Source organism: Salinarimonas soli (assembly GCF_008386575.1).
Taxonomy (GTDB): domain Bacteria; phylum Pseudomonadota; class Alphaproteobacteria; order Rhizobiales; family Beijerinckiaceae; genus Salinarimonas_A; species Salinarimonas_A soli.
In genome coordinates, this window is sequence record NZ_VUOA01000005.1 from 133,976 (window position 1) to 146,956 (window position 12,981).

General features: G+C 70.6%; 14 protein-coding genes and 1 pseudogene. 6 read left to right on the top strand and 9 right to left on the bottom strand.

Features of this window, described 5'->3' with window-relative positions:
- Positions 1 to 46 precede the first annotated feature (46 nt).
- The 3 genes and pseudogenes from F0L46_RS01950 to F0L46_RS27170 form a co-directional block, all read right to left on the bottom strand.
- Entirely contained in the window at positions 47 to 820 is a 774-nt protein-coding gene (locus tag F0L46_RS01950) for a MipA/OmpV family protein (RefSeq protein ID WP_149815343.1), read from the bottom strand.
- Positions 821 to 1,289: 469 nt separating this feature from the next.
- On the bottom strand, positions 1,290 to 1,811 hold the full coding sequence (locus tag F0L46_RS01955) for a sensor histidine kinase (RefSeq protein ID WP_240539825.1): 522 nt from the start codon (positions 1,809 to 1,811) through the stop codon (positions 1,290 to 1,292).
- A gap of 12 nt (positions 1,812 to 1,823) precedes the next feature.
- A pseudogene (locus tag F0L46_RS27170) lies at positions 1,824 to 1,883 on the bottom strand (hypothetical protein); the annotation flags it as partial.
- A 21-nt stretch (positions 1,884 to 1,904) separates the two neighbouring features.
- On the opposite strand from F0L46_RS27170, the gene F0L46_RS25990 reads away from it, so the two are divergent.
- A complete protein-coding gene (locus F0L46_RS25990; RefSeq protein WP_188311816.1) occupies positions 1,905 to 2,042 on the top strand; it encodes a hypothetical protein in 138 nt (45 codons plus the stop codon).
- 40 nt (positions 2,043 to 2,082) lie between these two features.
- Here F0L46_RS25990 and F0L46_RS01960 read toward each other — a convergent pair whose 3' ends face one another.
- Positions 2,083 to 2,721 (bottom strand): TetR/AcrR family transcriptional regulator, encoded by a 639-nt coding sequence (locus F0L46_RS01960; protein ID WP_149815345.1) that lies wholly within the window; start codon positions 2,719 to 2,721, stop codon positions 2,083 to 2,085.
- Positions 2,722 to 2,805: 84 nt separating this feature from the next.
- On the opposite strand from F0L46_RS01960, the gene F0L46_RS01965 reads away from it, so the two are divergent.
- From F0L46_RS01965 to F0L46_RS01980, 4 genes are all read left to right on the top strand, one after another.
- Positions 2,806 to 4,029 carry an HlyD family efflux transporter periplasmic adaptor subunit gene (locus tag F0L46_RS01965; protein ID WP_149815346.1) on the top strand — a complete coding sequence of 408 codons (1,224 nt, stop codon included), beginning with the start codon at positions 2,806 to 2,808 and terminating at the stop codon, positions 4,027 to 4,029.
- Positions 4,026 to 5,201: an ABC transporter permease DevC gene (devC, locus tag F0L46_RS01970; RefSeq protein ID WP_149815347.1), complete on the top strand. Its 1,176-nt coding sequence runs from the start codon at positions 4,026 to 4,028 to the stop codon at positions 5,199 to 5,201. Before F0L46_RS01965 ends, devC begins: the two co-directional genes overlap by 4 nt.
- A 7-nt stretch (positions 5,202 to 5,208) precedes the next feature.
- The gene (locus F0L46_RS01975; RefSeq protein WP_149815348.1) at positions 5,209 to 5,898 is read left to right on the top strand and encodes an ATP-binding cassette domain-containing protein; all 690 of its coding nucleotides are present in this window, start codon (positions 5,209 to 5,211) and stop codon (positions 5,896 to 5,898) included.
- 366 nt (positions 5,899 to 6,264) lie between these two features.
- Positions 6,265 to 6,963 (top strand): hypothetical protein, encoded by a 699-nt coding sequence (locus tag F0L46_RS01980; protein ID WP_210247586.1) that lies wholly within the window; start codon positions 6,265 to 6,267, stop codon positions 6,961 to 6,963.
- A gap of 105 nt (positions 6,964 to 7,068) precedes the next feature.
- Here F0L46_RS01980 and F0L46_RS01985 read toward each other — a convergent pair whose 3' ends face one another.
- The 3 genes from F0L46_RS01985 to F0L46_RS01995 all read right to left on the bottom strand — a co-directional run bounded on the left by F0L46_RS01985 (position 7,069) and on the right by F0L46_RS01995 (position 10,183).
- On the bottom strand, positions 7,069 to 8,274 hold the full coding sequence (locus tag F0L46_RS01985; RefSeq protein ID WP_149815350.1) for a peptidoglycan L,D-endopeptidase MepK: 1,206 nt from the start codon (positions 8,272 to 8,274) through the stop codon (positions 7,069 to 7,071).
- 155 nt (positions 8,275 to 8,429) lie between these two features.
- Entirely contained in the window at positions 8,430 to 9,140 is a 711-nt protein-coding gene (locus tag F0L46_RS01990; protein ID WP_149815351.1) for a L,D-transpeptidase, read from the bottom strand.
- A gap of 287 nt (positions 9,141 to 9,427) precedes the next feature.
- Positions 9,428 to 10,183, bottom strand: a complete 756-nt coding sequence (locus tag F0L46_RS01995; protein WP_149815352.1) for an SDR family oxidoreductase — start codon at positions 10,181 to 10,183, stop codon at positions 9,428 to 9,430.
- 261 nt (positions 10,184 to 10,444) lie between these two features.
- Here F0L46_RS01995 and F0L46_RS02000 point away from each other — a divergent pair, with 261 nt between their 5' ends.
- Positions 10,445 to 12,145, top strand: coding sequence for a sensor histidine kinase (locus F0L46_RS02000; protein WP_188311817.1), 1,701 nt, complete (start codon positions 10,445 to 10,447; stop codon positions 12,143 to 12,145).
- 63 nt (positions 12,146 to 12,208) lie between these two features.
- Here the strand turns inward: F0L46_RS02000 and F0L46_RS02005 are convergent, their stop codons facing one another.
- Both F0L46_RS02005 and lysM read right to left on the bottom strand, forming a co-directional pair.
- The gene (locus tag F0L46_RS02005; protein ID WP_149815354.1) at positions 12,209 to 12,454 is read right to left on the bottom strand and encodes a hypothetical protein; all 246 of its coding nucleotides are present in this window, start codon (positions 12,452 to 12,454) and stop codon (positions 12,209 to 12,211) included.
- 11 nt (positions 12,455 to 12,465) lie between these two features.
- Complete coding sequence (gene lysM / locus F0L46_RS02010; protein WP_149815355.1) at positions 12,466 to 12,912, bottom strand: peptidoglycan-binding protein LysM; 447 nt, start codon at positions 12,910 to 12,912, stop codon at positions 12,466 to 12,468.
- Positions 12,913 to 12,981 lie beyond the last annotated feature (69 nt).

A 12,981-nucleotide genomic window follows, 5' to 3' on the forward strand; every position in this document is an offset into this window, starting at 1 on the left:
TGCCCACAACGATCGGGCGGACCGAGCTCCAGCCCCGCGTCGCTGGTCACGGCGGCGACAATCTCGTCTGCCAGGAGAGACCGACGAGCGTGTCGTTGCGCGACGAGCCGTGCCGCGACGCCCCGGACTGGGCTGCGGCACCCACGAGCCGGGTCGCCTCGATCGTGCCGGTGGGCGATTGGGTCTCCGTCAGAGCTTGACGAACGGACAGCGTCGGCCCGACGCCCGTCAGACCTGGGACAGCCCCTGTGTCGCCTAGGCCGCGACGGGCGCGGAGGAGGCCGTACGTGGTCGCCGTATAGAGCCGGTCGCCCCCTTGCAGTTTCAGCCCGTAGTCGAGCGACAGGCCCGCCGCGAGGGTGAGGTCGCGGCTGAGGGTTGCCTCGGCCTTGAGGCCGCGTCGTGCCAGGATGCCTTCGCTGAGCTCGAGCCGGGCCGTTGCAGGGCCGAGATCCGCCTTGCCGAAGGCTCCTTCGCCCGCATTTCCATATCGACCGGCGCGCAGGCCGTTCCCGGCGCGCGTGCCCGGGCGGTTCTTCTCGTCGATATCGAGGAGCGGTCCGCCCTTGAGCCAGCCGTCGTCGAAGACCCGGTAGGTGACGCCCTCGCGCGTCGACGCCTCCAGGACGTCGTCACAGCCTCGTTCCAGCAGGGGAACGAGGGTGGGCGCGTAGCGGCGCGACCCCGTGCGGCGCGGCGCTGCAAAGCTGCCGAACCCCGCCTCCAGGGTCCATCCCTCCGGGGCCGTGTCGTCATCGTCGTCACCCGCCCGCGCCGCGGCCTCCGCCTCCGCCTTGCTGGCTGATGCAGCGTGGCGCAAACCGGCAGCGTCAGCGGCGGGGGACGCTACGAGGAGCAGGGCCGCGAGCAGCTAGTGGGTGCAATCGAGCGACGGCTGTTGCCACGGTCGCGGCACGGTCGGGCGGGAGCACGGCAAGACCTTCGGACATCGTCGGCTCCGATGGCGGGGGTCAGTGGCCGAGGATACGTGCACGAGCGAGACTTCGCTCATGCAGCCGATCTCGTCCGCCTCGGACAGGTTACGCCGAGCCGCCGTGAGATGCTCCGCCGCGGACGCGTGACGGGCACCCGGCGGTAGGGCAACAAGCGCCTCTGGCGCCCCGGCGAGGGCGCGCTCGCACGGCTGGGGACCGCCGGCCTCGACGCCGAGAACGACGGCGCCCACGGCCAGTCCACCACCCATCAATCAAACGACGAGCCTCAGCCCCATGGCCCTATCCCTCTCTCGCGTTCCCCTTCAGCCCTGCGCGTGACGATTTCCTGACGACTCACTTGGACGGGTCGCAAAAGGCGAGGGTGAAAAGGGCGCCGCCGCCTTCCTGGTCGGCGTAAGCTATCGACCCGCCGTGATGGCGCATGATCGCGGCCGCGATCGGCAACCCGAGCCCGCCTCCGCCTGGCCTGGCGTCGGCGCTGGCCTGATGGAAGCGTGCGAAGATGCTCTCGCGTTCGGACGGCGGAACGCCAGGCCCCCGGTCGGCGACGCGAACGATCCCTGGCGCCGTCACCTCCACCTCGACGACCCCGCCGGGTGGGGAGTGACGTAGGCCGTTGTCGACGAGGTTCGTGAGCGCTTCGCCGATCGCGTCGGCGTCGCCCTGCACGGTCACGGGCTCATCCGGGGCCAGGAGCGCGATCTCCTTGCGCGCGCGGATCGCGAGCGGGGTCAGCGCCGCTGCCGTCTCCGTCGCAACGCCGACGAGGTCGACGGGGCGGGGGGCGGGTGCACCGGGCAGGTCCGCGGCCTCCAGCCGAGCGAGGCTCAGGAGCTGCGTCACGATCCGGCCCATCAGGCGCACGTCGGCGCCCCGTGCCTCGCGCCCCGGGGAAGGATCCAGCGTCTCCAATCTTGCGCCGAGCACGGCTAGCGGCGTGCGCAGCTGGTGCGCCGCATCCGCCGTGAAGCGGCGCTGCGCCAAGTATGCGCCTTCCAGGCGATCGAGGGCGCCGTTCGCGGCCCCTTCGACGCCATCGCGCCGCCGGCGCCGGCGGAACCGATCATCCCGGGCTTCAGCCGCTGAAGGGCGCCCGCTCGCGTCCGCTCCTGCCACACGACCGAGGTCAGCTGCCCGAACCCTCGGGCGCCATGAGGCCGTGCAGGACGAGGTCGAGATGGGCGGCGAGGAAGCGCTCGGGCGGGATCGGGGCGATGGGCTCGAACACCGTGCGCCAGATCGCGGCCATGAGGGCCGGTGCGATCACCACCATCGGCAGGTCGGCCGCGGCGCCAGGCCGGAACTCGCCCTTCGCGACGCCCCGTGCCACGATCCGCTCCAGGATCGCACGTCCCTTCGCGATGGAATGCGTGTAGTGCGCCTCCGCGATCGCGGGAAAGCGCGAGCCCTCGGCGATGATGACGCGCATGAGGATGCGGGCGTCCGAGTCCACGAGCTCGCGATGCACGCGCTCGAGAAGTAGCCGTAGCAGGTCCGCGCTCGACCCGGGATAGTCCGCGAGCACCGCCTCGACGCCGTCCAGCATCGGCGCCACGCGCGAGATCAGCGCCGCCTCGAACAGCGCCTCCTTGCTCGGGAAATAGCGGTAGATCGTGCCCTTGGCGATGCCGGCGCGCGCCGCCACGTCGTCGAGCCGGGTGGCCGCGAAGCCCTTCTCCGCGAACTCCGCGAGCCCCGCTTCGATGATCTCGGCCGGGCGCGCCTCCTTGCGCCGCCGGCGGGGCTTTGCTGACCCGTCGGTCATTATCGGTTGATCACCTGTCATGGCCGTGATAATGACTTTACGGTCATCAATTGTCCAGGCGGCACGCCGCCCGCGAGGTTCGTCATGACGGCGCATCGGCCCATCGACGACGAAGCCCTGCCGATCCTCGTGGTCGACCGCCGCCCCGGGGCTCCCCTCGTTCGGCCGCGCTGGCGCCGGGCGCTCGGGGCCCTGCGCATCGTGCCGCTGATCTGGTTGATCTTCGCCGCCGGCGCCTTCGTCGGGCTCTACGTCCAGCCGCCGGGCCTGCGCCTCGCCATGAAGGCTCTCGGGCTGCAACCGGGCGGCGGCACGCGGGATCCGATCGCGGTGCCGGTCCAGCGCGCGCCGCCCCGGCAGAACGCCGCCCCCATCACGCGGCAGGTCGTGGCTCTCGGACGCCTCCTGCCTGAGAACGACGTGGTCGTCGTGGCGCCACCCTATGGGGCAGGCGACGCCCGGATCGCAGCTCTCCGGGTCGCTGAGGGCGACACCGTCCGGCGGGGGGACGAGCTCGCGGTGCTCGACAACGAGGCGCCGTTGCGCGCCGCCCTGGAGGCGGCCCGCGCCACGGTCGGCGTGCGCGAGGCGGCGCTCGCCCAAACGCGCGCCACCGTGACGGCCAGCCGCGACGAGGCCCGCGCGGCCCTGGCGCGGGCGCAGTCGGCGGCGCAGAACGCCGAGCGCGAGTTCGACCGGGCCGAGGAGCTGCGGCGGCGCGGCATCGTCGCCGACGCAGCCTACGACCAGCGGCGCGCCGCCCGCGATCAGGCCCTGCGCGAGGTCGAGGCCGCCCGAGCCACGCTCTCTCGCTTCGAGCGCGTCGACGACGCCGCTCAGCCGGACATCCTGGTGGCGATGCGCAACCTCGATGCCGCGCGCGCCGAGCTCGCCCGTGCCGAACGCGATCTCGACCGGGGCGTGATCCGCGCACCCGCCGACGGCACGGTGCTCACGATCCACGTGCGGCCGGGCGAGAAGCCCGGCGCGAAGGGCGTGATGAACCTCGGCGACCTGAGCCGGATGACGGCGGAGCTGGAGGTCTACCAGACCCGGATCGGGCAGGTAGACGTCGGCGGCCCGGTGACGGTCACGGCCGATGCTCTCCCTGAGGCTCTTGGCGGCAGGGTCAGCCGCATCGGGCTCGAGGTCGGGCGCCAGACTGCCACAGATACCAGCCCCGCCGCCAACACGGATGCGCGCGTCGTGAAGGTCCATGTCCGTCTCGACCCCGCATCCTCGGAGGTGGCCCGCCGATACACCAACCTTCAGGTGACGGGTCGCATCCAGGTGGGTGGCGCGCCGTGACGGCGCTTCTCGAACGGCTCCTCGGCCGGCTGCCGATCGGCTGGCTGCAGCTCGTGCACAATCGCGGCCGGCTCGCCGCCGCGATCGCCGGGGTCGCCTTCGCCAACATCCTCGTCCTCATGCAGCTCGGCTTCCTCGGCGCCCTCGTCGAGAGCATCCGGCTGCCCTACGCCGCCATGAACGCCGATCTCCTGGTCTCGGCCGCCGACATGAACACCCTTGCTGACGGCAGCCCTCTGCCGCGCAGCCGCATGGTCGAGGCCCTGTCGGTGCCGGGCATCGCGGCGGCGACGCCGCTCCACTACGGCAAGCTCGACTGGCGCCAGCCGGACGGCACGATCCGCACCCTCGACGTGTTCGGCGTCGACCCGGCCGCGCCCACCTTCCGGACGCCCGGCATCGAGGCGGGTCGTGCGCTGCTTCAGAACGCCGACGTTGCGCTGATCGACCGGGGCACCCGCAACGTGCCGGCGGCGTTCTTCGACGGGATCGCGCGCGGCGAGCCCTACCGCTTCGAGGCCAAAGGGCGGACCCTGACCGTCGCGGGCGTCTTCAGCATCAGGGGCGGCTTCTCGGCGGACGGTTATCTGATCGTGTCGGACCAGACGTTCCTGCGGCTCTTCCCGCAGCGCGCCGCGGGCGCGCCGAACCATATCGTGCTGCGTCTCGATCCCGCTGCCGACCGATCCGCCGTGACGGCGGCCCTGCGCGAAACCCTGCCGGCCTATGACAGCATCGTGCGGACGGTCGACGACGCCGTCGCCAAGGACCAGGCTTTCCAAACCACCCAGCGCCCCGTGGGCATCGTGTTCGGCTTCGGCATCGTGATCGGGATCCTCGTCGGCGTCATCATCGTCTATCAGGTGCTCTCGACCGACGTGGCGGACCATCTGCGCGAATACGCGACGTTCAAGGCGATCGGGTACCGCCAGCTTTGCTTCCTCGGCATCGTGTTTGAGGAAGCCTTCATCCTCGCCCTGCTCGGGTTCGTGCCGGGCGTGCTGATCGCGCTCGGCCTCTATGCGGCGGTGGCGGCCGTGACGGGACTGCCTATCGCCATGACGCCGGCGCGTCCGGTTCTGGTGCTCAGCGGCACGATCCTGATGTGCGGGGTGTCGGGCGCGATCGCGACCAGGCGCCTCGCCCGCGCCGACCCCGCCGAACTGTTCTGAGGCGGACATGGACCGATCCACCGCCGCGATCGACGTGAGGGGCCTGAACCATTGGTTCGGAACAGGCGAGGCGCGCAAGCAGGCGCTGTTCGACATCGACCTCTCGATCGAGCGCGGCCGGCTCACCGTGCTTCTCGGGGCATCGGGCTCGGGCAAGACGACGCTCCTGACCCTCATGGGCTGCCTGCGCGAGGTGCAAGACGGGAGCGTGCGCCTCCTCGGGCAGGAGCTTGCGGGTGCGCGAGAGGAGCTTCTCGTCGCCTGCCGCCGCCGGCTCGGCTTCATCTTCCAGGCCCACAACCTCCACGACAGCCTCACGGCGATGCAGAACGTGCGCATGGGACTGGGCGTGCACGGGTCCGCCGCGGCGGACTGGCGGGAGCCCTGCGAGCACCTCCTGCGGCTGGTTGGGCTCGGCGAGCGGCTCGACTACCTGCCGGGCAATCTCTCGGGCGGGCAGAAGCAGCGCGTGGCCGTCGCTCGCGCCCTCGTCGGGAACCCGGAGGTGGTCTTCGCCGACGAGCCGACCGCGGCACTCGATCGGGACAGCGGGCTTCAGGTGGTGCGCATGCTGAAGGCGCTCGGGGAGGCGCGGGGGACCACGACGCTGATGGTCACCCACGACCCGCGCATCCTCGACCTTGCCGACCGGATCGTGACGCTGGAGGACGGGCGTCTCGTGGGGGAGGGACGGTGACCCGGCGCGGGCGCAGGGCCGGTCCACCGGACACACGGCCGGCATGCGCCGTTAACCGTTCTTAACGAAAGGTTAATCCGATCGTCGCGCCTTCGTTGATCCCCCGTCCGGTGGCGCCGTATCCTTACATCGCTTCAGGTTTCGTCGATTGTCAAAACTGGTGGGGGCGTCATGGGCTCCGCGGCGCGTGGACTTGGACGTTATGTTGCAAGGCGCCTGGAGATCCGCTGCACCTATTGCGGCACTGGTCTCATCTTCGGGAGGTATAAGCGCCAGGCCGTGTTCCGCGCGGGCGCGCATGGGTGCCGGCCCGCCCACTGGCCGGATGGGCTTGCGCCTTCGGCCCTCAGACGCTTCATCGGCATCGTGAAGCTCCACTACCCGGAAGCCATGCTCGCAGCATGCGCCGCCCTGCTGATCCAAGGCCAGTACGGCATGTATCTCCGGTCGAAGGCCGATCCCGCTCCAGCCGGGGTCAGGCAGGTCGAGCGTGCCGCCGCCCAGCGCAGAGCACCTGCCACCACCAAGATCGACGATAAGCTCCCGTCCGTCGTCATCGTGGCGGCCGACCCGCCCGCCGCGGACATCGAGCCCCCGCCTGCCGTTGCACACCGCATGCCGCTCGATCGCGCCAGGCGCCTGTTCGTGGACACGGCGTCGTTGAGCGGGGCGGACTACGCGAGGTTTGTGCCGGCCGAGCGTTCGGCACCCGAAACGCCGGCTCGCGAGCCGAAGCCCGCTCAGGACCAGGGTCGCATTCTCGTGGCCGGTCTGTGGGGGCCGACCGCGAGCGCCTGCTCGCGGTCCGAGGCGCAGCGTCGCGGCATGCTGCCGATGGTGCTCGACGAGCGCGGGGCGCGGGCCGGCAATGTCAGCTGCTCCTTCGTGGACCGCACAGTCACGGGCGCCGGCTCCTGGGCCATCGTGGCGCAGTGCAGGAGCGGGCGAGAGCGCTGGACCTCGAACGTTCGCCTGGCTCTGTCCGGCCCGCGTCTGACATGGAGAAGCGAGCGGGGCTCGCAGGACTATGTGCGGTGCGACAGGACGATGGTGGCCTCCCGTTGATGGTCGAGGCTTCCGCCGAGCCGCTCTTCCTCGGGAGGGGAGGGGGATGCGCCTTCCCGGTCAGCAATGGCGGTTGTGGCGGGTCTCATCCGCCAAGCCGGGGCCTTAGCCTGGCAGGCCGTCCTTTGCCACTGTCGGCACCGGCAGGGGGCGAACGGCCGGGCCGATGAAGCGGCCGTAGCCGAGGTCGCGGCGCCCGTCGGGCGTGAAGCGAACATCCAGCATGCCGGCGCCGTCCAGCGCGAGACCGGGCTCGTCGAGACCGCGAGGCCTGGCCTGGGCATAGTGGATCCGCGCTCGCTCGGGTCGGGCGGCCAGTGCCGGCGAGAAGAAGGCCCGCAGCGCATCGGCCTCGGCAGGGGAGGGCTCCTCCACCGAGCGAGAGGGCGGCTCCGCTCCGACCGGCGTGATGCTCGCAGTCGTGAGCACGCCGAGGGTACGCGGGCGCGCGGGCGGGAGAGGCGGTGCGGCCTCTCCGGGGCTGCCCGTTTCAGGTTGGGACGAGGCAGCGGCCCGGTCGACGACGGCCGGCTCGGAGCCCGCGCCCGGCGTCCGGCCGAAGAGGGCGGCCCAGAGGTTCTGGCCGGCGGCCGCGACCTGCGTGGAACCGGACGGTGCCGCCGCGTCGCGCGCCAGGATCTCGGCGCGGGCCAGCTCGTAGCCCGGCAGCGGCGCGCCGCGGGAGGGAAGGTGGACCGTCTTGCCGTCTGGGAAAAGGCGGACGAGCTGATCCCGCGACATGCGCGGCCAAGCCCGGACGCCGCCCGTATCGACGTGCACGAAATCGGACCCGGGATAAAATCCCACGCCGCCCGCCTGGAGCCGCATGGCGGCCTCGCGCAGCCGCGCGCTGGGCACGTCCGGCAGGCGGATGTCCATGGCCTTGCCTGCCATGTGCTGGCTGTGCTCGGACACCGCCTTGGACCGGTGGCGGAGCGCAGCGTTCGTCCCTGGCGACCGATAGGCCGAGATGATGTGGACCGGTCCCGTCGAGCCGGTCTCGCGGCGAGCCTGCCACATGATGTCGAGAAGGCGCGGGTCCATCGTCGTCGGCTCGTTCACGCGCCAGTCGCGCAGCAGCCAGTTGACCTGGTCGAGCGCGGCCTGATCGTAGTTGCCGTTCCGGCGAAAGGTGACGGTCGCGGTCTCGTTCGTGTGGGTGTGGACGAAGGTCAGCGTGCGGGTGTCGTCGCCCGGCAAGGCCGGCGCCTGCGAGCATAGGAGCGGCGCCGCGACTGCCGCCGCGATGCCGAGGATGGTCAGGCGGCCGGGGACGAGCCCAGTCCCACGGCGACGTCCGGTGTTCCGCATGTGTCGAACCCATCCCTCCGCGAGGTCGCGGGGCCTGCCCCGACCTCGCCCGGGTCCGTCGCGTAGCGGCGAACCATGGCGAAAATGGACCAAAGACGGACGAACGATCGCGGAGCGGCTCGCCGGGGATGTGTGCCCGGCGCGGCACGCCCGCTTCAGGCCGGGAGCACGACCACCTTCGTCTTGACCGGGGTGCGCGAGTACAGGTGCATCATGTCCTGGCTGAGAAGGCCGACGCAGCCGCTCGTGATCCCTGAGCCGATTGACTCGACATCGCTCGACGCATAGATGGTGTAGAGCGTGTAAGCGCCGTTCTGGTACAGGTAGAGCGTGCGGGCGCCGAGCGGGTTCTCGAGGCCGCCCGGCATGCCGCGGGCGTACTTGGCCGTCTCGGGCTGGCGCCGGATCATCTCCTTGGGCGGCGTCCAGGTCGCCCATTCGGCCTTGCGGCCGACATAGGCATCCCCGCTCCACCGGAACCCGTCGCGGCCGACATTCGCGCCGTAGCGGGTCGCCGACCCGTCGCCCTCGACGCGGTAGACGTAGAAATTGCTTGGATCGACGATGATGGTGCCGGCCGCCTCCTTGGTGTCGTAGCGAACGGTCCGCCGGTAATATTTCGGGTCGAACTTGCTGATGTCGGCTGCCGGGATCGGGAACTTCTCGTCGGGCACCGGCCCGTAGATCTTGGCGGCTTCAGCGACGCTCATGCCGTCGGAGGTCGCGCAGCCGGCGAGCCCCAAGGCGCCGAGGCCCGCGGCCGAACCGACCAGAAACGAGCGGCGGTCGAGAACTCCTGCCCGGCGCCTGCCGTCAGCGTTCTCGTCCACCGTGCCGGCACCGGCGTTCCCAACATTCGTGATCATGATCCTGGACGTCCCCCTGTCCTGCTGCCCGACCGCGCGACGGGCCGGTTCGGTGCATCTCCGAATCGAGATAGCCGCCACACGGCTTGGCTGGCAACCCCGGGCCATTCCGGCATCGTGCGCCTCGTGAGCGAAGCTCGCGCGGTCGAGGCCGCTCCGGATAGGACACCGGGGTAAGGTCGATGGACTCGTCGGCATGCCGGCGGACCTGCCATGGGGAGCCGTTAGGCGGGCACCTTTGAGGCCGTTGCAGCGGATGCGAGCAGGCCCGACCCGCGCGGCCAGGTCTATCGTCCGCCGGACACCCTGAGATTCGCTCCGGTGATGTAGGAGGCCTCGTCCGACATCAGGAACAGGACCGCCGACGCGACCTCGTCGGCTGAACCCGGTCGGCCGAAGGGGATCATCGGCGTGAGGCGCTCGAGGCGCGCCGGGTCGCCGGTGCTGAGGGCGTGGATCTCCGTGTCGATCAGGCCGGGGGAGACGGCGTTCACACGCACCCCCTCCTCCGCGAGTTCCTTCGCGAGGCCGACCGTCATCGCGTCCACCGCGCCCTTCGAGGCTGCGTACCAGACATACTCGCCCGGGCTGCCGAGCGCGGCCGCGACCGAGGAGATGTTGACGATGCTGCCGCCCGAGCCGCCGTGCCGCCTGGACAGGCGCCTCGCCGCCTCGCGGGCCACGAGGAGCGCGCCGGTCACGTTCAGGTCGATGCAGGCTCGGATCGTCTCCGCGGGCGCCGCGTCGAGCCGGGCGGAGCGCCCGGTGATGCCCGCATTGTTCACCACGTGAACGAGGCGCCCGAGCCCCGCCGCGTCCGCGAAGACCCGCTCCACGTCAGCCTCAAACGCGATGTCGCCCTGATACGCCGCAGCGTTCGCGCCGGCCTCGCGGCAACCCGCCACGACTTCCTCGGCAGAGCCGCGGTCCGACCTGTAATTCACGGCGACGTCGTACCCGCGGGCGGCCGCGAGGCGCGCGACGGCGGCGCCGATGCCACGGCCGGCACCCGTGATCAGAACGACAGGTCGTTCGCTCGCCATGCTGCGCTCCGGTTCCGCGATGCGGTTCAGCCTGTCGCGGCTGCGCCGGCCCGTCAACCGCACGCGGACCGCGGCCGCTCGCCTCAAGGCGATATGGCGAGCCGCTCGGGGGAACTCGTCCGGTCCAATTGACGCTAGGTCATGAGCCCCGGGTCGGCTAAGATCGATGCGGAACGATCGCGTGGTTTTTCCCCGGTCGGCTCATCTCCACCATCTCGGGAGATCACGTTGCCGTTCCGGCGCCCATTTCTGTCGCTGCAAATGCGGCTGTTCCTTCTTGCCGCGGTGGCGCTCGCGCCGGCCCTTGCGATTCTGACCTACAACGAGGTCGCCCTGCGCCGCAGCCGCGAGGCCGAGGTGCATGGGCTCGCCTTGCGCTTCGGGCAGCTTGCCGCTCAGGAGCTCGAAGGCATCGTCGGCGGGATCAGCGGCACGCTCTCCGCGATCGCGAAGGCGCCCATCGTCCAGTCGGACGACATCCCAGGCTGCAAGGCCTATCTGGCGTCCGTCCAAGCCGACACGCCGAGCATCAGCTCCGTCGCGGTCATCGCGCGCGATGGGCAGCTTCGATGCCGGCCGGGGGTGGATCCGCAGCCGATGTCGGTCGCCGACAGGCCTTATTTCAAGGCTGCAATGCAGACGGGCCGGCTCGTGGTCGGCGACTACACCGAGAGCCGGATCACGGGGAGGGCGAACATCCCCATCGCCGTCCCCATCCAGGCGGCCGACGGAAACACCATAGGGATCGTCGCGGCAAGCCTCGATCTCGACTGGCTCGGAGCCAAGCTGCGGGGGCGCGACTTCACGAACGGAGGAGCGCTGACCATCGCCGACCGCAACGGCAGGATCATCGCGCGCGAGCCCTATCCGGGGCGTTTCATCGGCACGCAGATCCCCGACACCTTCATCGACCTTGTGCGCGCCGACCGGCCGGGCAGCCGCGAGGTGCTCAGCCAGGACGGCACCCGGCGGATCATCGGCTACGTCCCGCCCTCCGCCAACGGCGCCGGGCTGTATGTCAGCGCCGGCCTGCCCGAGTCGACCGTGTTCGCGGCCCTGGATCAGGCCACGCGGCGCGGCTTTCTGCTCGCGGCGGCTGGAGCCATCGCGGCCCTGGTCTTCGCCGGCCTGCTCGGCCGCCGCGTCATCGGGCGCCCCGTCGATCACCTCGTCGCGACGATCGAGGCCTGGCGGAGGGGCGACCAGAGCGCGAGGACCGGCATGACCGGCGGCGCCGGCGAGATCGAGCGCGTCGGGGCCGCCATCGACGGCTTCATGGACGAACTCTCCATCCGCGAGAAGCGTCAGCGCCTCCTCGTCAACGAACTCAATCACCGGGTCAAGAATACCCTGGCGGCGGTGCAGTCGATCGCGATGCAGACGCTGAAACCGAACCTGGGCTCCCCGGAGCCGAAACAAGTGTTCATCTCACGCCTGATGGCGCTGTCGCGGGCTCAGGACATCCTCACCCGCTCGCAATGGGAGGGTGCCGATCTCGAGACGGTAATCCGCGAGGCCATCGCGCCTCATCGGGGCTATGACAGGGCGCCCTTCTCCCTGAGCGGCCCGGGGGTCCACCTGAGCCCATCCATGGTGCTCGCGCTGGCGCTAGCCCTGCACGAGCTCTGCACGAACGCCGCCAAATACGGGGCGTTCTCCACGCCGACCGGGCATGTCACCATAGACTGGAAGGTCGTGATCAGCGGCGCCGACCAGCGGCTCCTCCTGACCTGGCGGGAGACAGGAGGCCCACCGGTGGAGGCCCCGGCTCACCGGGGATTCGGCTCCCGCCTGCTGGAGAGCGGCCTTGCGCGGGAACTCGACGGAGAGGTCCACCTCGAGTTCCTGCTCTCGGGCGTCGTCTGCACGATCAGCGCACCGCTTGCGACGAGCGACGCGGAGCCCGCGGAAGGATCCGTCGCCGACGTCGCTCAGATGCCGCCCAGGCTAGCCGCCATGTAGGTGCGGGGGCCCGGGCCGCCGGGCTCCACAACCACGTGTGCAGCCGCCTCTCGGGTCGGAAGCTCAGCTTCCGACCGCGTCCGAGACGCACTTCTTGGTGAAGCTTGTTTTCGCGGCACCGGCGAGCTTCCGCTCGCCCGCCTGCAGGTCGCAGGCGGCGCCCGCGTCGCGCTCGCATTTCGTCATGAAGCTCGTCATCGCGGCGCCGGCGAGCTTCTTGCCCGTCGCCTGCGCCTTGCAGCTCTCGGCCGCCAGCGCCGGAGTGCCGGCCGTGAGGCCGAGGGAAAGGGCGAGGGTGAAGATACGCATGGTGGGTCTCCTCACGAGGCTTGCGGGATGCGCAGGACCCAGCCCGGTTGGATCATGTCGGGGTCCTTCACCGGCGGGGAGTTCGCCTTGACGATCTCCGTATGGCGCGCCCCCTGACCCTTGCCATAGTGCTTCTCGGCGATGGCCCAGAGCGTATCGCCCTTCTGCACCGTGTACATGGTGGACGGGGTGGTGGCCTGCTGCACCTGGAGCTCGCTGGTATCGACCTCGGCGATGCCGATCGTGTTGCCGAGCGAAAGGATGATTTTTTCCGCCTCCTCCTGGCTCATGGCCTGGCCGGAGAGCTTGACCCGGTCACCCTCGACGTTAATGCCGAGACGCCCTGCATCGAAGCCGTTGGCCTGCACCGACTGTTTCAGCGCATCCGGCGTGGCGGCGTGGGCACCGCCGCCGAGGAGCCGCGCGCCGGCATCCTTTATGAACTTGAACAGACCCATGATCACCATTCCTCCATCGGCCGGCACGGCCGCCCCGGGCTCATGCCCGCCGCAGATGGAACGGCGGGC

Excerpts from the sequence above, each read along its gene's own strand:
- F0L46_RS01955 (WP_240539825.1), bottom strand. The coding sequence starts at position 1,811 with ATGGGCCGGATCGTGACGCAGCTCCTGAGCCTCGCTCGGCTGGAGGCC.
- F0L46_RS01960 (WP_149815345.1), bottom strand. The coding sequence starts at position 2,721 with ATGACCGACGGGTCAGCAAAGCCCCGCCGGCGGCGCAAGGAGGCGCGC.
- F0L46_RS01965 (WP_149815346.1), top strand. The coding sequence starts at position 2,806 with ATGACGGCGCATCGGCCCATCGACGACGAAGCCCTGCCGATCCTCGTG.
- F0L46_RS01975 (WP_149815348.1), top strand. The coding sequence starts at position 5,209 with ATGGACCGATCCACCGCCGCGATCGACGTGAGGGGCCTGAACCATTGG.
- F0L46_RS01985 (WP_149815350.1), bottom strand. The coding sequence starts at position 8,274 with ATGCGGAACACCGGACGTCGCCGTGGGACTGGGCTCGTCCCCGGCCGC.
- F0L46_RS01990 (WP_149815351.1), bottom strand. The coding sequence starts at position 9,140 with ATGATCACGAATGTTGGGAACGCCGGTGCCGGCACGGTGGACGAGAAC.
- F0L46_RS01995 (WP_149815352.1), bottom strand. The coding sequence starts at position 10,183 with ATGGCGAGCGAACGACCTGTCGTTCTGATCACGGGTGCCGGCCGTGGC.
- F0L46_RS02000 (WP_188311817.1), top strand. The coding sequence starts at position 10,445 with ATGCGGCTGTTCCTTCTTGCCGCGGTGGCGCTCGCGCCGGCCCTTGCG.
- F0L46_RS02005 (WP_149815354.1), bottom strand. The coding sequence starts at position 12,454 with ATGCGTATCTTCACCCTCGCCCTTTCCCTCGGCCTCACGGCCGGCACT.
- lysM (WP_149815355.1), bottom strand. The coding sequence starts at position 12,912 with ATGGGTCTGTTCAAGTTCATAAAGGATGCCGGCGCGCGGCTCCTCGGC.